This window comes from Variovorax sp. RA8, from assembly GCF_901827175.1.
Classification (GTDB): Bacteria; Pseudomonadota; Gammaproteobacteria; order Burkholderiales; family Burkholderiaceae_C; genus Variovorax.
Map to the genome: position 1 here is coordinate 4,532,440 of NZ_LR594662.1, position 17,660 is coordinate 4,550,099.

The 17,660-nt window shown below is 66.1% G+C and carries 17 protein-coding genes; 11 read left to right on the forward strand and 6 right to left on the reverse strand.

The genetic code is table 11. The annotated features are described in order from the left end of the window. Positions 1-36: 36 nt before the first annotated feature. The 3 genes from infC to E5P3_RS21290 all read right to left on the reverse strand — a co-directional run bounded on the left by infC (position 37) and on the right by E5P3_RS21290 (position 3,186). The gene (gene infC, locus E5P3_RS21280; RefSeq protein ID WP_269474008.1) at positions 37-642 is read right to left on the reverse strand and encodes a translation initiation factor IF-3; all 606 of its coding nucleotides are present in this window, start codon (positions 640-642) and stop codon (positions 37-39) included. A 107-nt stretch (positions 643-749) separates the two neighbouring features. Beyond that, a complete protein-coding gene (thrS, locus tag E5P3_RS21285) occupies positions 750-2,657 on the reverse strand; it encodes a threonine--tRNA ligase (protein WP_162587786.1) in 1,908 nt (635 codons plus the stop codon). Between the two features lie 217 nt (positions 2,658-2,874). Next, the gene (locus tag E5P3_RS21290; protein ID WP_162587787.1) at positions 2,875-3,186 is read right to left on the reverse strand and encodes a putative quinol monooxygenase; all 312 of its coding nucleotides are present in this window, start codon (positions 3,184-3,186) and stop codon (positions 2,875-2,877) included. Between the two features lie 114 nt (positions 3,187-3,300). On the opposite strand from E5P3_RS21290, the gene E5P3_RS21295 reads away from it, so the two are divergent. Beyond that, entirely contained in the window at positions 3,301-4,263 is a 963-nt protein-coding gene (locus E5P3_RS21295) for a GlxA family transcriptional regulator (RefSeq protein ID WP_162587788.1), read from the forward strand. A 59-nt stretch (positions 4,264-4,322) separates the two neighbouring features. Here E5P3_RS21295 and aceA read toward each other — a convergent pair whose 3' ends face one another. Together aceA and E5P3_RS21305 are read right to left on the reverse strand one after the other, a co-directional pair. Then, positions 4,323-5,642, reverse strand: coding sequence for an isocitrate lyase (aceA, locus tag E5P3_RS21300; protein ID WP_068675380.1), 1,320 nt, complete (start codon positions 5,640-5,642; stop codon positions 4,323-4,325). A 218-nt stretch (positions 5,643-5,860) separates the two neighbouring features. Continuing rightward, entirely contained in the window at positions 5,861-6,274 is a 414-nt protein-coding gene (locus E5P3_RS21305; protein WP_232073252.1) for a gamma-glutamylcyclotransferase family protein, read from the reverse strand. 29 nt (positions 6,275-6,303) lie between these two features. On the opposite strand from E5P3_RS21305, the gene E5P3_RS21310 reads away from it, so the two are divergent. Further along, positions 6,304-7,230, forward strand: coding sequence for a DMT family transporter (locus E5P3_RS21310; RefSeq protein ID WP_162587789.1), 927 nt, complete (start codon positions 6,304-6,306; stop codon positions 7,228-7,230). Positions 7,231-7,423: 193 nt separating this feature from the next. Then, entirely contained in the window at positions 7,424-7,840 is a 417-nt protein-coding gene (locus E5P3_RS21315; RefSeq protein WP_068675343.1) for an SWIB/MDM2 domain-containing protein, read from the forward strand. A gap of 83 nt (positions 7,841-7,923) precedes the next feature. Here E5P3_RS21315 and E5P3_RS21320 read toward each other — a convergent pair whose 3' ends face one another. Beyond that, positions 7,924-9,648 (reverse strand): thiamine pyrophosphate-binding protein, encoded by a 1,725-nt coding sequence (locus E5P3_RS21320; protein ID WP_162587790.1) that lies wholly within the window; start codon positions 9,646-9,648, stop codon positions 7,924-7,926. A gap of 97 nt (positions 9,649-9,745) precedes the next feature. Here E5P3_RS21320 and E5P3_RS21325 point away from each other — a divergent pair, with 97 nt between their 5' ends. The 8 genes from E5P3_RS21325 to E5P3_RS21360 all read left to right on the forward strand — a co-directional run bounded on the left by E5P3_RS21325 (position 9,746) and on the right by E5P3_RS21360 (position 17,655). Further along, positions 9,746-10,396 (forward strand): TetR/AcrR family transcriptional regulator, encoded by a 651-nt coding sequence (locus E5P3_RS21325; protein ID WP_162587791.1) that lies wholly within the window; start codon positions 9,746-9,748, stop codon positions 10,394-10,396. Positions 10,397-10,529: 133 nt separating this feature from the next. Further along, positions 10,530-11,498: a tripartite tricarboxylate transporter substrate binding protein gene (locus E5P3_RS21330; RefSeq protein WP_443083291.1), complete on the forward strand. Its 969-nt coding sequence runs from the start codon at positions 10,530-10,532 to the stop codon at positions 11,496-11,498. A gap of 51 nt (positions 11,499-11,549) precedes the next feature. After that, complete coding sequence (locus E5P3_RS21335) at positions 11,550-12,713, forward strand: Gfo/Idh/MocA family protein (RefSeq protein WP_162587792.1); 1,164 nt, start codon at positions 11,550-11,552, stop codon at positions 12,711-12,713. A 7-nt stretch (positions 12,714-12,720) separates the two neighbouring features. Continuing rightward, positions 12,721-13,908 (forward strand): dihydrodipicolinate synthase family protein, encoded by a 1,188-nt coding sequence (locus E5P3_RS21340; RefSeq protein ID WP_162587793.1) that lies wholly within the window; start codon positions 12,721-12,723, stop codon positions 13,906-13,908. A 25-nt stretch (positions 13,909-13,933) separates the two neighbouring features. After that, a complete protein-coding gene (locus E5P3_RS21345; protein WP_162587794.1) occupies positions 13,934-14,956 on the forward strand; it encodes an NAD-dependent epimerase/dehydratase family protein in 1,023 nt (340 codons plus the stop codon). Between the two features lie 3 nt (positions 14,957-14,959). After that, positions 14,960-16,033, forward strand: coding sequence for a dihydrodipicolinate synthase family protein (locus E5P3_RS21350; RefSeq protein WP_162587795.1), 1,074 nt, complete (start codon positions 14,960-14,962; stop codon positions 16,031-16,033). Positions 16,034-16,072: 39 nt separating this feature from the next. Continuing rightward, complete coding sequence (locus E5P3_RS21355) at positions 16,073-17,083, forward strand: Bug family tripartite tricarboxylate transporter substrate binding protein (RefSeq protein ID WP_162587796.1); 1,011 nt, start codon at positions 16,073-16,075, stop codon at positions 17,081-17,083. Beyond that, positions 17,080-17,655: a tripartite tricarboxylate transporter TctB family protein gene (locus E5P3_RS21360; protein WP_162587797.1), complete on the forward strand. Its 576-nt coding sequence runs from the start codon at positions 17,080-17,082 to the stop codon at positions 17,653-17,655. Before E5P3_RS21355 ends, E5P3_RS21360 begins: the two co-directional genes overlap by 4 nt. The last annotated feature ends 5 nt before the right edge of the window (positions 17,656-17,660 follow it).

Sequence of the window (17,660 nt, forward strand, 5' to 3'; positions counted from 1 at the left end):
GAAATCCCTTCGAACCTTCTGCTACTGCTGCCGGGCTCAGGCCGCGGCGGGCGCCGTCGTCGCCTCGGTGGGCGGCTTGGCTGCACCACCGCCGCCCTTCTTGCGGCCTGGCGCGATCATCATGATCATTTGCCGGCCCTCGAGCTTCGGGAACTGCTCGACCACGATGCTGTCGCCCAGGTCGTCGCGAATGCGCTGCAACAGCGCCAGGCCGAGCTCCTGGTGCGTGATCTCGCGCCCTCGGAAGCGCAGCGTGATCTTGCATTTGTCGCCTTCGTCAAGAAAGCGCCGGATGTTGCGCATCTTGATGTTGTAGTCGCCTTCGTCGGTCCCGGGCCGGAACTTGATTTCCTTGACCTCGATGACCTTCTGCTTCGACTTCGCCTCGGCGGCCTTCTTCTGCTCGTGGTACTTGAATTTGCCGTACTCGATCAGGCGACAGACCGGCGGATTGGCCGCCGCGACCACTTCCACCAGATCCACGTCTTGCTCCCCGGCCAGCCGGAGGGCCTCGGCAAGACTCACGACACCCAATGGCTCGTTATCGGGCCCGATCAGGCGGACTTCCGGGGCCATGATCTCCCGGTTCAGGCGGTGTTGGCGTTCCTCGCGGTGGCGGCGGTCGCGAAATGCAGTAGCGATGGTCGGATCCTTCAATTAATTTGCTACAAAAACTGTAGCGAACACCCTCGAGTCCACGCCCACAAGCAGCCTGATTGATCGAAATCAGCCTTTGAACCCGTTCAAATTCAAAGCTTGTGTTGAATGTCGTGAGCGATCTTTTGAGAGAACGCTTCCACCGACATGGCACCGAGATCAAGATTGCCCCGGGCGCGCACCGCGACGGCACCTGCTTCCTTTTCCTTGTCGCCGACGACAAGGATGTAAGGAAGCTTTTGCAACGAATGCTTCCGTATTTTATACGTAATCTTCTCGTTGTGCAGATCGAGCAAAACTCTAAGCCCTTGATTTAGCAGCGTTTTCGCAACTTGAGATGCGTAGTCAGCCTGCCCTTCGCTGATGTTGAGCACCGCAACCTGTACCGGCGCCAGCCAGGCGGGCAGCGCGCCCGAATGGTGTTCGATCAGCATGCCGATGAAGCGTTCCAGACTTCCGACGATGGCCCGATGCAGCATCACCGGATGCGCCCTGCCGCTCGACTCCGTCACGTACTCGGCACCCAGGCGCTCGGCCATGTTGAAGTCCACCTGCATCGTCCCGCATTGCCAGTGGCGGCCGATGGCGTCGCGCAGCGTGTACTCGATCTTGGGACCATAGAAGGCGCCTTCGCCCGGCGAGATGACGAACTCCACGCCCGAGCGGCGCAGCGCCTCCATCAGTGCGCTCTCGGCCTTGTCCCAGAGCTCATCGGAGCCGATGCGGTTGTCGGGCCGCGTCGCCACCTTGTAGAGAATGTCCTTGAAGCCGAAATCGGCATACACCTTGAGCAGTTGGCCCGTGTAGGCCACGCACTCCTCAAGGATATGGTCTTCCGTGCAGAAGATGTGGCCGTCGTCCTGCGTGAAGCCACGCACCCGCATGATGCCGTGCAGGCCGCCCGAGGGTTCGTTGCGATGGCACTGCCCGAATTCGCCATAGCGGATCGGCAGGTCACGGTAGCTGCGCAGGTCGCTCTTGAAGATCAGCACATGGCCCGGGCAGTTCATGGGCTTGAGCGCGTAGTCGCGCTTCTCCGACTCCGTCGTGAACATGTTCTCGCGGTAGTTCTGCCAGTGGCCCGTCTTCTCCCACAGGCTCTTGTCGAGGATCTGTGGCCCCTTCACCTCCTGGTAGCCCGTGTCACGGTACACCTTTCGCATGTACTGCTCGACCTGCTGCCAGATGGCCCACCCCTTGGGATGCCAGAACACCACGCCCGGCGCCACCTCGTCGATGTGGAACAGGTCCAACTCCTTGCCGAGCCGGCGGTGGTCGCGCTTTTCGGCCTCTTCGATGCGCCGGATATAGTCGTCGAGCTGCTTCTTGTCGGCCCATGCCGTGCCGTAAACACGCTGCAGTTGCTCATTGTGAGCGTCGCCGCGCCAATAGGCGCCAGCCAGCTTCGTCAGCTTGAAGACCTTGAGAAAGCGCGTGTTCGGAACATGCGGGCCGCGGCACATGTCGACGTATTCCTGGTGGTAATACAGGCCCATCGCCTTCTCGTCGGGCATGTCCTCGACCAGTCGCAGCTTGTAGTCCTCGCCGCGGGACTTGAAGACCTCGATGACTTCGTCGCGCGGCGTCATCTTCTTGACCACGTCGTAGTCCTGCGCGATCAGCTCGCGCATGCGCGCCTCGATCGCCTCCATGTCCTCGGGCGTGAAGGGGCGCTCATACGAGATGTCGTAGTAAAAGCCCTCCTCGATCACCGGGCCGATCACCATCTTGGCCGTCGGAAAGAGCTGCTTGACGGCATGGCCGACCAGATGCGCCGTGGAGTGGCGGATGATCTCTAGACCTTCCTCGTCCTTGGGCGTGATGATCTGCAGCTTGGCGTCCTGTTCGATCAGGTCGCTCGCGTCGACGAGCCGGCCATCGACTTTGCCGGCCACCGTCATCTTCGCCAGGCCAGGGCCGATGGACTTGGCAACGTCGGCCACCGAAACCGGGCCGGGGAACTCGCGGCGCGAGTTGTCGGGAAGCGTGATCTGGATCATGAAAAAACCTCGGCGAGAAAACAAAAAGCGCGGTCGTCGGACCGCGCTTGGGCTGAGTGAGGGCGCTGGAAACTTCCAGCATGCGCGGCCTACCGGCCTTCTCCTTCAAAGAAAAGGCCGCTCGTTCCTTGTGGGGTAGTTCGCGGTGTCATAACCAGGATGCCTTTCTCGCCCTTGTTGCTGCTCTGACGGAAGCTTGCGATTCTAGCCGTTGAGTTCAAGATGCGAGCGCGGCGTTCTTGAGGCCCAGCACCTCGATCGGTTCGATGGCCGGCGGCTTGGCGAACAGTTCGGGCGCCTTGGCCATGAGGGCCTGGGCGATCGGGCCGTTCAGATGCGCCTGGCGACCGGCCTCGTCCTCGAAGGCATCGAAGACGCCGAAGGTGGTCGGCGACAGACGCAGGGCGAACCAGATCGGCGTGGTCTTCTCGTCGCGCGCCATCGCCAGGCCCGCCTCGAGGAACTGCTGCACCTCGGCTTCCTTGCCCGGCTTAGCTTCGAGGCGGGCGAACAATGCGTACTTGATCATGAGGGTCTCCAGTGAACCAGGCCGCGCGGGATTGCGCGTCCATGGTCGTAACTCTAGGCTTCCCCCGGGAATCGACCTATTGGCATTCTTGACATCTTCGCTATCGTTGTTGCCATGAAGGTCAACCTGCTCGCGCTCGACGGCGTGTTCGACACAGGCCTGGCCACGGTGCAGGACGTCTTCAGTACGGCCAACGAGCTCGCCGGCATGCTGGGCGTCGACATTCCGCCCTTCGAGCTCCGAGTCACGGGCGTTCGCAGAAGGGTTCACACCTCGCATCGCCTGCGCGTGCCGATCGTCTGCGCACCCGATGCAGGCCAGCCCGATTGGATCGTCGTGCCAGCCATCGGCGAAAAGATGCCCGAAGGTCTGCAGACCGCACTGCGGCGGCGCGACGTCGCGGAGGCCGCAGCCACGCTGCGCGCCCAGGCCGGCCAGGGCGTCCGCATCGCGGCCGCCTGCATCGGCACCTTCGTGCTGGCGGAGTCGGGCCTGCTCGACCAGCGGCAGGCCACCACCACCTGGTGGCTCGCTTCGCTGTTCCGCCAGCGCTATCCGGCCGTGAAGCTCGATGAGTCACGGATGTTGGTGAGCTCGGGCCCCTTCGTCACCGCCGGCGCGGCGCTGAGCCATATCGACATGGCGCTGCTGCTGGTGCGCCAGGCCAGCCCCGAGCTCGCGGCCACAGTGGCCAAATACCTGATCGTCGACTCGCGTTCCTCGCAGTCCGCTTACGTCATCACCGACCACCTCACCCACTCCGACCCCCTGGTCCAGCGCTTCGAACGCTGGGCGCGTGGCCGGCTGGCCGACGGCTTCTCGCTCGACGCCGCCGCCGTGGCGGCCGGTACCAGCAAGCGTACGCTGGCACGGCGCATACAGCAGGTGCTGGGCAAGACGCCGTTGTCCTATTTCCAGGATCTGCGCGTGGAGCGCGCCGTGCATCTGCTGAAGACAAGCGACAAGAGCCTCGAACAGATCGCCAGCCTGGTCGGCTATGCCGAGGGCGTGACGCTGCGCGCCTTGCTGCGGCAGCGGCTGGGCCGCGGGGTTCGCGAGCTGCGCATGGTCGACTGAGACGAAAAAAATCCCCGCGGATTGCTCACGCGGGGACCAAACTCAGTGACAGCGGGATATCAATGGAATTGCTCTTCCTCGGTGGAGCCGGTCAGCGCCGTGACGCTCGACTTGCCGCCCTGGATCACCGTGGTCACCTCGTCGAAGTAGCCGGTGCCGACTTCCTGCTGGTGCGACACGAAGGTGTAGCCGCGATCGCGCGCCGCGAACTCGGGTTCCTGCACCTTCTCGACATAGGCTGACATCCCGCGCTGAACGTAGTCCTGCGCCAAGTCGAACATGTTGAACCACATCGAATGGATGCCGGCCAGCGTGATGAACTGGTACTTGTAGCCCATGGCGCCCAGCTCCCTCTGGAACTTGGCGATGGTGGCGTCGTCGAGATTCTTCTTCCAGTTGAAAGACGGCGAGCAGTTGTAGGCCAGCATCTTGCCCGGATGCACCTTGTGCACGGCCTCGGCGAACTTGCGCGCGAACTCAAGGTCCGGCGTACCGGTTTCGCACCACACCAGGTCCGCGTAGTGAGCGTAGGCGATCGCGCGCGAGATGGCCTGGTCGATGCCCTTCTTCGTCTTATAGAAGCCCTCGGCCGTGCGCTCGCCGGTGAGGAAGGGCTTGTCGTTCTCGTCGTAGTCGCTGGTCAGCAGGTCTGCCGCCTCGGCATCGGTGCGCGCGATCACCAGCGTCGGCGTACCGCAGACGTCGGCCGCCATGCGCGCGGCGATCAGCTTCTGCACCGCTTCGGTGGTCGGCACCAGCACCTTGCCGCCCATGTGGCCGCACTTCTTGACCGAGGCGAGCTGGTCTTCGAAGTGCACGCCGCCGGCGCCGGCCTTGATCATGGCCTTCATCAGTTCGAAGCCGTTCAGCACGCCGCCGAAGCCCGCTTCCGCATCGGCCACGATGGGCGCGAAGTAGTCGACATAGCCCTTGTCGCCGGGGTTGGTGCCCTTGGACCACTGGATCTCGTCGGCGCGGCGGAAGGTGTTGTTGATGCGCTCGACCACCGTCGGCACCGAGTCCACGGGGTAGAGCGACTGGTCGGGGTACATGGCGGCGTAGCTGTTGTTGTCGGCCGCGACTTGCCAGCCGGACAAGTAGATCGCCTTGATCCCGGCCTTGACCTGCTGCATGGCCTGGCCGCCAGTGAGCGCCCCCAGGCAGTTCACGTAGGGCTCGTTGTTCACCAGGTCCCACAGCTTCTCGGCGCCGCGGCGCGCGATCGTGTACTCGATCGGGAAGGAGCCGCGCAGGCGCACCACGTCGGCCGCGCTGTAGCCGCGCTTGATGCCCTTCCAGCGCGGGTTGGTCGCCCACTCTTTTTCGAGGGCAGCGATCTGCTGTTCGCGGCTCAATTGTTCGGTGATGGTTTGAGGCATGGTCACTCCAAGGGTTGATTGAGATGTGGGCGCTGAGGCCTTGGGGGCAACTTTACGCCAGGGCCACTGTCTTATGTCTTATAGAAGACATATTTTTTGGCCCAGCAAATCAACCACTTAGCTGAGATTTTCTCAATGCGGAATGATTTTTCTCGTATCGAGAAAATATACTGCGGCGCAGCATGCGAGGATTCCGCAATGCGCAACGATCTCTTCGGTCATGAAAACCGGGCTGCCCGGTCAAACCAGTTGCCCGATGGGATCACACCCCGGCCTGCGATACGGTCCGGATGTATCTCGTACACCAGGCAAAGGAGTTCCGTCGTGCCCGCCTGCACCCGAACCTCCCGCTTGATGTACTCGCCGCTGCCGTCGGGCCGCACCTCCTCGAGCTGGTCGAGCTGCGCCTCGAGGGATGGCGCGATGGCGTAGACCTCGCCGACCAGCAGGCCGCTGCCGCCGAGCACCGCGCCCGGATAGCTGCCCAGGTCGTACAGCGTGCCTTGGATGCGCGCGTCGGCCACGTAGCGCGGCACCGGCCGGAAGCGTGCAATGTCGTTGCGCCCGCCGCGCCGCAAGGTACCGTAGACGAACACATGGCGGGGCTGGGAGGGGGAATGGGGCATCATCATCGGCTCGTCCTCGCAACAGCACCAGTCTATTGAACTCCGCCCTCGCTGCGCCCAGCCGCCTCGTTGCCTATGGGTGCCTGGCCCTCAGCATGTCGCTGGTCGGCAGCTACGTCGCCCTCTCCAAACCTCTGGTCGTCGCCTTCCCGGTGTTCCTGCTTGCCTGGCTTCGCTTCGGCATCGCCGCGCTCGCGATGCCGCACTGGCTGCGCCGTCCGCCCGACGAGCCAGCGATGACGGCGCGCACGCGCGGCCTGGTCTTCCTCGAGTCCTTCCTCGGCAACTTCCTGTTCTCGATCTGCATGCTGTTCGGCGTGAGCCTGACCAGCGCGGTCTCGGCGGGCGTGATCATGGCCTCGATCCCCGCCGTGGTCGCGGTCGGCAGCCGGGTCTTCCTGCGCGAGAGCATCACGCTGCGGACCGCGCTCGCCATCGCCTGCGCGGCCGGCGGCATCGGCCTGCTCGCGCTCGCGCCCGCGCAGCCCTCCGCGCACACGGGCGGCACCGCCGCCGTCTCCATGCCCTGGCTCGGCAACCTCCTGGTGTTCTGCGCGGTGCTCTGCGAGGCGGCTTACGCGGTGATCGGCAAGTCGCTCACGGGCAAGCTCGGGCCCAAGCGCATCTCGTCGCTGATCAACCTCTGGGGATTCGCGCTCTCGACCCCGCTGGGGTTGTGGTTCGCGCTGCGCTTCGACTTCGGCGCTGTTCCGACGGGCCTATGGGCCCTGCTGGTGGTTTATGCATTGGCCGCCAGCATCTGGACGGTGTGGCTCTGGATGACGGGCCTGAAGGGGGTGCCGGCCTCGCAGGCGGGCGTGTTCACCGTGATGCTGCCCGTGAGCGCGGCCATGGTCGGCGTGTTCGTCCTGGGCGAGAACCTGTCACTGCTGCAGGTGTGCGCCTTCGCGTTTGCGCTGCTCGGCGTGGTGCTCGCGACCTGGCCTTCACGCCGCGCCTGAAGCACGGCAGCGTGGCCCGAAGGCTCTCCAGAGTGCGAAGCACTCCCTTCTCTCCTCTGAAAAAACAACAGCTCCCAATGAAAAAGTCCCTTTTTCCCTTGGAAACGCGTTTCTTCTCCTTTAGCATCCGCAATGCCAGTGGAGACACCGTTTTCATTGGTGAAAAGTGACCAATCCAAAAAGGAAATCAACCATGGCAACTGCAAAGAAGGCTCCGGCCAAGAAAGCGCCTGCAAAGAAGGCTGCTCCCGCGAAGAAGGCCGCACCGGCCAAGAAGGCTGCTCCGGCGAAGAAGGCAGCACCGGCCAAGAAGGCTGCTCCCGCGAAGAAGGCTGCTGCGAAGAAGGCTCCCGCCAAGAAGCGCACGCCCAACGCTGCGTTCATGAAGGCCCTGACCCCCAGCCCGGCGCTCGCCGCCGTCGTGGGTTCGACGCCTCTGCCGCGCACCGCCGTCGTCAGCAAGCTGTGGGACTACATCAAGAAGAACAACCTGCAGGACAAGGCCAACAAGCGCAACATCAACGCTGACGCCAAGCTGAAGGAAATCTTCGGCAAGCCGCAAGTGTCGATGTTCGAGCTGGCCTCGCTGATCGGCAAGCACGTGAAGTGAGCCCCGGGGCGCCTCAGGTGCTTCATTGAAAAAGCCGGCGCAAGCCGGCTTTTTTCTTGCAGCGGCCCAGTGCTTGCGGCGGCTCAGTGGGCGCCTCGCGCCAGCGCCGCCTTGGTGATGACCGACAGCGTGCCGCGCGTCGTGATCACCTCGGGGTCGAGCGGGATCTCGATCAGCGTGCCCGTATCGGCCGCCAGCGCGCGCAGAAGCGCGGCCTCGAACTGCGCGGTCTCGGTGACGCGTTCGGCCGCATAGCCGTAGGCGCGGGCCAGCGCGCAGAAGTCCGGATTGGCCAGCGCCGTGCCGCTCACCTTGGCCGGGTACTCGCGCTCCTGATGCATGCGGATGGTGCCGAACATGCCGTTGTTGAGCAGCACGATGATGCTCTTGCCGCCATGCTGCGAAGCCGTGGCGAGCTCCTGCCCGTTCATCAGGAAGTCGCCATCACCCGCGATGGTGAAGGCGATGCGGCCGGTCGCGATGTTCGCCGCGATGCCCGCCGGCACGCCGTAGCCCATGGCACCGCTGGTCGGCGCCAGCTGCGTCTTGTGGCCCTTCGCGAGGCCGTGGTAGCGGAAATACCGGTGCACCCAGCTGGCGAAGTTGCCGGCCCCGTTGGTGATGGCCGCATCCGCGGGCAGGTGCTGCTGCAGGGTGCGAACCACCGCCGCCATGTCGACCGCGCCGCGCGGCGACTCGGCCGGCAGCCCGGCAAGTGCCTGCGGCTCCAGATTGGCGAGGTAGTCGGCATGCAACTGCGCGGCCCACGGCTCCCATGGCACTTCGGCCGGGGGGCTCAGCACCTCGAGGCTGCGGGCAGCCGCGCTCATGCCGGCGTTGATGGCGAGGTCGGCCTGGTAGACGCGATTGAGCTCCTCGGCACTCGCATGGATGTGAACCAGCGTCTGCACCGGCCGGGGTGCCTCCAGCAGCGTGTAGCCGCCTGTCGTCATCTCGCCCAGCCGCGGCCCGATCGCCAGTACGAGGTCGCTGTGCTTTACGTGCTCGGCCAGCTTGGGACTGATCGCGATGCCCACGTCGCCGGCGTAGAGCGGGTGATGATTGTCGAAGGTGTCCTGGAAGCGGAAGGCGTTTGCCACCGGCAGCTTCCAGCTCTCGGCAAAGCGCTGCAGCGCCTGCGCCGCCTGCACGGTCCAGCCGCCGCCGCCGGCGATCACCAGCGGGCGCTGCGCCTTCACGAGCAGCTCGCGCAATGCCCTCAGCGCACCGGGATCGCTCCAGGGCTGCACGGCCTCCACACGCGCAAGCGGCCGCGCCGTCGTCGTGCTGCGCAGCATGTCCTCGGGCAGTACCAGCACGACCGGGCCCGGGCGGCCGTTCATGGCCGTCGCGAAGGCGCGCGCTACGTACTCGGGAATGCGGTCGGCATCGTCGATGCGCTCCACGCGCTTGGCGAAGCCCTTGGTGCTGGGCCCGAAGAAGCTGCCGTAGTCGACCTCCTGGAAGGCCTCGCGGTCGCGGAAGTCGCTGCCGACGTCGCCGACGAAGAGCACCATCGGGGTCGAGTCCTGGAAGGCGTTGTGCACGCCGATCGAGGCATTGGTCGCCCCCGGGCCGCGCGTCACGAAGCAGATGCCGGGCCGGCCACTCAGCTTGCCGTGCGCCTCGGCCATGAAGGCGGCCCCGCCCTCCTGACGGTTGACGATGAAGCGGATGCGTTCGGCAAAGGTGTGGAAGCCGTCGAGCACCGCCAGGAAGCTTTCGCCCGGCACGCCGAACGCAAGCTCAACGCCTTGCTCGATGAGGCACTCGACGATCAGGTGGCCTGCGGGTTGCGACGAACTCATGGACGGGCGCCTCTCTGCTGCAATATCGAAGGAAGCGGCGATTATCCGCACACGCACGAACGCTTGCCTTAATTCTCCAATTGGTTAAATTGCACCCATGAAGACGCCGCCGCCGACCGCGCCCATCGAACCCCGCTCGCGCGACGCCGACCGGTCGCAGCTCGCGATCCTCGACTCGGCCCGCGAAGAGTTCGCGCAGCGCGGCCTGGCCGGCGCACGCATGGACAGCATCGCTGCGCGCGCCGGGCTCAACAAGCGCCTGATCTACTACTACTTCGGCAGCAAGGACGACCTGTTCCTGGCCGTGCTCGAGCGCACCTATGCCGACATCCGCGCTGCCGAGCAGCAACTGCACCTGGACGAGGTCGAGCCGGTGGAGGCGATCCGGCGCCTGGTCTCCTTCACCTGGCACTACTACCTCGACCACCCCGAGTTCATCACGCTGCTCAACAGCGAGAACCTGCATCGCGCCGCGCACCTCAAGCGCTCCGGGCGCATCCAGGAAATGAACTCGCCGCTGGTCCAACTGCTCGACGGCGTGCTCGAGCGCGGCCGGCGCGACAAGCTCTTCCGCGCCGGCATCGATCCGGTGCAGCTCTACATCTCGATCGCCGCGCTCTGCTACTTCTACCTGTCGAACAACGACACGCTGTCAGCCATCTTCGGCCGCGACCTGCGCGCACCCAAGGCGATGGCACAGCGCTTGTCGCACATGACCGACCTCGTGCTGGGCTACGTCCTGCACTGATACGGGTATCTCCTAGGGCCGAGCCGTTGACGAGCTCGCGAACGGCTTCCTAGAATCGACAATTCACTTTTCGGTGAATTGCAGTTCCAGCTCCGCCGTTCAGTCCACGCATTCAGGAAGAGACACCGTGCCCATCGCCACCCGCCGCCATGCCCTCGTCGCCACACTGGCCTTCTGCACCGCGCTCGGCGCGGTTGCGCAGGGCGCCTATCCGAACAAGCCTATTCGCGTGATCGTGCCCTTTGCGGCCGGCAGCACCACTGACATCATCGCCCGCGCCATCGCCGACAAGATGGGCGCCAGCATGGGCCAGACACTGGTGATCGACAACCGCGGCGGCGCCAGCGGCACCATCGGCCAGCAGGCCGTGGCGACGGCGGCGCCAGACGGCTACACGATCATGATCCACTCGTCCTCGCACACGGTCAGCCCCTCGACCTTCGCCAAGCTGCCCTTCGACACGGTGGGCGACTTCGCCGGCGTCACGCCGATCTCCTCGCTGCCCAACGCGCTGGTGATCTCGCCGTCGAAGAACATCAAGACGCTGAAGGACCTGGTCGCGAGTGCCAAGGCCAAGCCCGGCACGGTCAACTTCGCCTCCGCGGGCCAGGGCAGTGCGACGCACCTGAACGCGGAGAAGTTCAAGATGGCCGCCAACATCGATGCCACCAACATCCCCTTCAAGGGCTCGGCCGAGGCCGTGACGGAGGTGCTGGCCGGCCGCGTCGACTACTACTTCTCGCCCATTGCCCCGGTGATCGGCCAGATCAAGGAGGGCCAACTGCTGGCGCTGGCCGTCGGCTCGCCCAAGCGCGCCGCCGCCCTGCCTGACGTGCCCACCACCGCCGAGGCCGGCGTGCCCGGTTCGGAGTTCAACTTCTGGATCGGGATGATGGCGCCGGCCAAGACGCCGCGCGACATCGTCAACCGCCTGCACGACGAGGTGGCGAAGGCACTCGCCAGCCCCGAGGTCAAGGAGCGCTTCCTCAAGCTGGGCGCCGATGCCTGGACGCTCAAGCCGGAACAGTTCGACGCCTACATCAAGGAAGAGATCGCCAGCAACGCCAAGCTGGTGAAGGCCGCCGGCCTGGCGCCCCAATGAGCTCCCGCGCATTTCCCTCGACCCCCTTCTTCAATCGGCAGACCTTCTGACATGGCTACGCAACGACTCGGACTCATCATGCACGGCGTCACCGGACGCATGGGCATGAACCAGCATCTCATCCGCTCCATCTGCGCGATCCGCGCGCAGGGCGGCGTCACCCTTGCCAATGGCGACCGCGTGATGCCCGACCCGATCCTGATCGGCCGCAACGCCGAGAAGATCGAGGCGCTGGCCAGGGCGCACGGCATCGAGCGCTGGGGCACCGACCTGGACGCCGCGCTGGAGAACAAGGACGACACCCTGTTCTTCGACGCCGGCACCACCCAGATGCGCCCTACCCTGCTGGCCAAGGCGATCCGCGCCGGCAAGCACGTCTACTGCGAGAAGCCGATCGCGACCAACCTCAACGAGGCGGTCGAGATCGCGCGGCTGGCGCAGGGCTCGGGCCTCAAGCACGGCGCCGTGCAAGACAAGCTTTTCCTGCCCGGCCTGCGCAAGCTCGACATGCTGCGCCGCGCCGGCTTCTTCGGACGCATGCTCTCGGTGCGCCTGGAATTCGGCTACTGGGTGTTCGAGGGCGACCTGCAACCGATCCAGCGCCCCTCGTGGAACTACCGCAAGGAAGACGGCGGGGGCATGATCCTGGACATGATGTGCCACTGGCGCTATGTGCTGGACAACCTGTTCGGCGAAGTGCAATCGGTGTCATGCATCGGCGCGACGCACATCCCGAAGCGCTGGGACGAGAACGGCCAGCCCTACGAGGCCACCGCGGACGACGCGGCTTATGCGACCTGCGAACTGCGCGGCCACGCCGGCGAGCCGGTGATCGCCCAGCTCAACATGAGCTGGGCCACGCGGGTTCGGCGCGACGACCTGGTGACCTTCCACGTGGACGGCACCGACGGCTCCGCGGTCGCGGGCCTGTCGTCATGCCGGGCGCAATCGCGCGTCGCCACGCCGCGGCCGGTGTGGAACCCGGACGAGAAGCAGACCATGAACTTCTTCGACCAGTGGCAGGACATCCCGGACTCGCAGGTCTACGACAACGGATTCAAGATCCAGTGGGAGCACTTCATCCGCCATGTGGTCGAGAACGCGCCGTACAAGTGGACGCTGCCTGAGGGCGCCAAGGGCGTTCAGCTGGTCGAAGCCGCGCTCGAATCGTGGCAGGACCGCCGCTGGGTCGACGTGCCGGAACTGAACATCTGAGGCGCCGATGTCCCTTTCGCTGACCCTCCCCGCCGCCGGCGGCACGCTCGCCACCTACACGTTGCGCGGCATGACGCCCGTCAAGCCGCCACGTGGTGTCAGCTTCAACCGCATCGCCTACTCGGCCGCGCACGTGGTGGCCGACCCGCTGGCCGCGATCGACCCGTGGCTGCAATGCGCCATCGATTGGGACACCACCATCGCCTACCGCCGCCATCTCTGGTCGCTCGGGCTGGGCGTGGCCGAGGCCATGGACACGGCGCAGCGGGGCATGGGCCTGGACTGGCCGACCTCGCTGGAGCTGATCCGCCGCTCGCTCGACGCGGCCAAGGACGTGCCCGGCGCCCTGGTCGCATCGGGCTGCGGCACCGATCACCTCAGCCTCATCGATGCGAAGAGCGTCGACGACGTGATCCGCGCCTACGAGGAGCAGATGTCCGCCATCGAGGCGCTGGGCGGCAAGCTGATCGTGATGGCCAGCCGCGCACTGGCCCATGTGGCAAGAAGCCCGGGGGACTACGAACGCGTCTACGACCGGATCCTCTCCCAGGCGAGGCAGCCCGTGGTCCTTCACTGGCTGGGCGACATGTTCGATCCGGCGCTGGCGGGCTACTGGGGCACGACGGATGTCGACGCCGCCATGGACACCGCGCTGGGCATCATCGCGGCCCATCCCCACAAGGTGGACGGCATCAAGATCTCTCTGCTGGACAAGGACAAGGAGATCGCAATGCGCCGCCGGCTGCCGGCCGGGGTGCGCATGTACACCGGTGACGACTTCAACTATGCCGAGCTGATCGCCGGCGACGGGCATGGCAGCGAGCCGACGCACGGCAGGAGCGACGCGCTGCTGGGCATCTTCGATGCCATCGCGCCGGCGGCCAGCGCCGCGCTGGGAGAACTGGCCCAGGGAAACAACGAGAAGTTCCACGCCATCCTCGGCCCCACCGTGCCGCTGTCGCGCCACATCTTCGCGGCGCCCACGCGCTTCTACAAGACGGGTGTGGTCTTCATGGCCTGGCTCAACGGCCACCAGAAGCATTTCACGATGGTGGGCGGGCAGCAGAGCACGCGCTCGCTGCAGCATCTGGCCGAGCTGTTCCGGCTGGCTGACGCGGCCAATCTGCTGGAGCAACCGGAGCTCGCGGTCGCGCGCATGAAAACGCTGCTGGCCTTGCACGGCATCGCGGACTGAAGCACAAACCCAGGGAAATCGCACCATGCAGTTGCCCGAACGCATCGAAGACCTCGAACACCTCGAGGAACTCCTGTCCCGGCCCTCCGAGGCGCTGGTGCAGACCCTGGAACGGGTCGAGGGCGACGTCCTGGTACTCGGCGTGGGCGGCAAGATGGGCCCGACGCTGGCGCGCATGGCCAAGCGCGCGAGCCCCGGCCGGCGCGTGATCGGCGTGGCGCGCTTTTCCGAGGCGGGCTTGCGGGAGCGCCTGGAAGCGCAGGGCATCCACTGCATCGAGGCCGACCTGCTGTCGCGCGAAGCGCTGGCCGGCCTGCCGGATGCGCCCAACGTGGTCTTCATGGCCGGGCGCAAGTTCGGTTCCTCGGGCAGCGAATGGCTGACCTGGGCCATGAACGCCCACGTGCCGGCGCTGGTGGCAGAGCGCTTTCGACGCTCGCGCATCGTGGCCTTCTCCACCGCCTGCGTGTACCCCTTTGCCGATGTGCGAGGCCCGGGCGCGCGCGAAGAGGTGCCGCCCACCCCGCCGCCCGGCGAGTACGCGAACTCCTGCGTCGCGCGCGAGCGCCTGTTCGAGCATTTCTCGCACCTCCACCAGACGCCGGGCCGGCTCATCCGCCTTTCCTACGCTATCGACATGCGCTACGGCGTGCTGCACGACCTTGCGCAGAAGCTGGTCGCGCGCGAGCCCATCGACCTGACGATGGGCCACGCCAATATCATCTGGCAGGGCGAGGCCAACGACTGGACGCTGCGCGCGCTGGCGCACTGCGACACGCCCACTTCTGCTCTTAACCTCAGCGGCCCGCCCATTGCGATCCGGGAGGCAGCGCAGGGGCTGGCGCATCGCCTCGGTGTCGAAGCGGTCTTCACCGGCCGCGAGGCCGACACGGCCTGGCTGATCGATTGCACCCGCGCGTTCGAGCTCTTCGGCCCGCAACAGGTCACGCTGCCGCGCATGCTGGACTGGACGGCCGACTGGGTACAGCGCGGCATGGCCAGCCTGAACAAACCCACCCACTTCGAAGCCCGCGACGGCAAATACTGAGCCATGCGCCACTCGGAAATCCCGCTCGCCTCGCTCGCCCTGCTGCGCCGCGGCGCGGCGATTCCTGCGCACTTGCTCGCGCTCGACGCCGGCCGGCGGCTGGACGAGCGCCGCCAGCGCGCGCTGAGCCGCTACTACCTCGACGCAGGTGCGGGCGGCATGGCCGTCGGCGTGCATTCGACCCAGTTCGCGATTCGCGAAGCCGGCCTCTACGCGCCCGTGCTCGAGCTCGCGATGCACGAGGCCCTGACCTGGAAGCCGCTGGATGGCCGCCGTCCTCTCTTCATGATCGCCGGCCTGGCCGGCCCGACCGCGCAGGCCCGGGCCGAAGCCGAGACCGCGCAGTCACTGGGCTACCACGCCGGACTGCTGAGCCTGGCAGCGATGAAGGGCGCCGGCGAGGACGCGCTGATCGACCACTGCGCCGCCGTGGCCGAGGTCATGCCGCTGGTGGGCTTCTACCTGCAGCCTGCCGTCGGCGGCCTCCACCTGCCGGCCAGCTTCTGGCGCCGTTTCGCTGCCATCGACAACGTGGTCGCGATCAAGATCGCGCCCTTCAACCGCTACCGCACGCTGGACGTCGTCCGCGGCGTGGTCGAGGCCGGCGCCGAAAGCCGCGTGACGCTCTACACGGGCAACGATGACCATATCGTGCTGGACCTGCTGACGCCCTTCGTCCTCTTGCGCGAGGGCCTGCCCGTCACCGTGCGCATCAGGGGCGGGCTGCTCGGCCATTGGAGCGTGGGCACGCGGCGCGCGGTGCAGCTCCTCGCGCGCATCCATGAAGCCGTTGCCGCCGACAAGGTGCCGACGGACCTGCTGGCCCTCGATGCGCAGGTGACCGACTGCAACGCCGCCCTCTTCGACGTCGCCCACGACTTCCACGGCTGCATCGCCGGCTGCCACGAGGTGCTGCGGCGCCAGGGCCTGCTGGATGGCACCTGGTGCCTGGACCCGCAAGAGGGCCTGAGCCCGGGCCAGGCCGACGAGCTCACGCGGGTGCACGACACCTACCCCGAACTCCACGACGATGCCTTCGTCGCCGCCCATCTCCCGCGCTGGCTCAGCCAGCACTAGGGGCCCGTTTCCCAGTCCAACGCATCACAAGGAGACACCATGCAGAAGCGCCACTTGATCCGAAGCATCGCCTTCGCTGCCGCCCTCGCCGCGCTGGGCGCGCCCGCCCTCGCGCAGGAATGGAAGCCTTCGCGCCCTGTCACCATCATCGTGCCCTGGGCGGCCGGCGGCTCCACCGACCAAGTGACGCGCGTGACCGCGGCGGAGATCGAGAAGACGCTGGGCCAGAAGGTGGTGATCGTCAACCAGCCCGGCGCCTCGGGCTCCATCGGCAGCAAGAGCGCCCTGGACGCACCCAAGGACGGCTACACCTGGACCGCCGGCGCGGCGCAGGACCTGGGTTCCTACGAGACCCTGGGCATGCTCAAGACCAGGATCAGCGACTGGCACCTGTTCCTCAACGTCGCCAACGTGCAGGTCATCGGCGTCAACGCGGCGGCCCCCTACAAGAACGCGAAGGAACTGCTGGATGCGATGAAGGCCAAGCCGGGCCAGATCAGCGTCGCCACGGCGGGCGTCACCTCGGCCGGCCACAACGCAATGGAACTCATCGCCAAGAGCACCGGCGTCAAATATCGGCACGTCACCTACGACGGCGGGAACCCGGCCGTGGTGGCCACGGTGGCCGGCGAAACCGAGGTCACCACGCAGCTCGCGGTCGAGCAGGCCGACATGATCCGTGGCAAGCGCATCCGCCCGCTTGCGACGGTGAGCGACAAGGCTTTGGAACTGGAAGGCTTCGGCACCATCGAGCCCCTGTCCAAGACGCTCGAAGGCTTCAAGGCGCCGACCAACTACTTCGGCATCTTCATTCCTAAGGGCGTGCCTGACGAGGTGGTGAAGACGGTCGAGAAGATCTGGGTCGACAACATCGCCAAAAGCGAGGTGCTGCAGAAGTACGCCACCAGCCGCGGCGCCCTGTTCGCGCCGCTGTACGGAGCCGAGGCGCAGGCGGCGGTGACGCCGGCCATCCAGGCCAACGCCTGGCTGCTCTTCGACAGCGGCAAGGCCAAGGTGTCGCCCGAAACGCTGGGCATCGCACGGCCGTGACGACCACGAGCACGGACGCCGACCTCGAGGCGGCCGAGGCGCAGGCCGACGCCGCTGCGTTCGAACGCAGGACTTCGCCGCGCTCGGACCTGAGGCAGGCGCTTGGATGGATTGCGCTCGGGATCGTGACCACCATCGGCGCCCTGAACATGGACCGGCTCGAGAAGCAGGACATCAACCCGTACACCGCGCCGGGCCTGCTGCCCGGCCTGCTCGGCGGGGTGATCGTCTTCTTCGGCCTGCTGCTGCTCTATCGGTCCTGGCGGCGTTTATCGGGCTCTACCCAGGTCCTGCACACGCGCACCGCGGCCGACCGCACGGAAGCGCGCCGGATAGGAACCGTGCTCGCACTGTGCATTGGGTTTGCCGCAGGCCTGGTCGGCCATGGGCTGCCTTTCTGGCTTGCCACCACATTGTTCGTTTCGGTGACCATCGCCATCCTGCAGTTCACCGAGCGCACTGCGAAAAACCGGCGCCTGCGCGGCTTCGCCTTCGCGTTGGCGGTGGGGCTGGGGACAGGCGTAGCGACCACCTTCGTCTTCCAGGAGCTTTTCCTGGTCCACCTTCCCTGAGTTCG

Bases quoted from the DNA above. Each gene is read 5' to 3' on its own strand.
- E5P3_RS21325 (WP_162587791.1), top strand. From the start codon at position 9,746: ATGAAGACGCCGCCGCCGACCGCGCCCATCGAACCCCGCTCGCGCGAC.
- E5P3_RS21350 (WP_162587795.1), top strand. From the start codon at position 14,960: ATGCGCCACTCGGAAATCCCGCTCGCCTCGCTCGCCCTGCTGCGCCGC.
- E5P3_RS21355 (WP_162587796.1), top strand. From the start codon at position 16,073: ATGCAGAAGCGCCACTTGATCCGAAGCATCGCCTTCGCTGCCGCCCTC.
- E5P3_RS21290 (WP_162587787.1), bottom strand. From the start codon at position 3,186: ATGATCAAGTACGCATTGTTCGCCCGCCTCGAAGCTAAGCCGGGCAAG.
- E5P3_RS21345 (WP_162587794.1), top strand. From the start codon at position 13,934: ATGCAGTTGCCCGAACGCATCGAAGACCTCGAACACCTCGAGGAACTC.
- E5P3_RS21305 (WP_232073252.1), bottom strand. From the start codon at position 6,274: ATGATGATGCCCCATTCCCCCTCCCAGCCCCGCCATGTGTTCGTCTAC.
- E5P3_RS21320 (WP_162587790.1), bottom strand. From the start codon at position 9,648: ATGAGTTCGTCGCAACCCGCAGGCCACCTGATCGTCGAGTGCCTCATC.
- aceA (WP_068675380.1), bottom strand. From the start codon at position 5,642: ATGCCTCAAACCATCACCGAACAATTGAGCCGCGAACAGCAGATCGCT.
- thrS (WP_162587786.1), bottom strand. From the start codon at position 2,657: ATGATCCAGATCACGCTTCCCGACAACTCGCGCCGCGAGTTCCCCGGC.
- E5P3_RS21335 (WP_162587792.1), top strand. From the start codon at position 11,550: ATGGCTACGCAACGACTCGGACTCATCATGCACGGCGTCACCGGACGC.
- E5P3_RS21340 (WP_162587793.1), top strand. From the start codon at position 12,721: ATGTCCCTTTCGCTGACCCTCCCCGCCGCCGGCGGCACGCTCGCCACC.
- E5P3_RS21295 (WP_162587788.1), top strand. From the start codon at position 3,301: ATGAAGGTCAACCTGCTCGCGCTCGACGGCGTGTTCGACACAGGCCTG.
- E5P3_RS21315 (WP_068675343.1), top strand. From the start codon at position 7,424: ATGGCAACTGCAAAGAAGGCTCCGGCCAAGAAAGCGCCTGCAAAGAAG.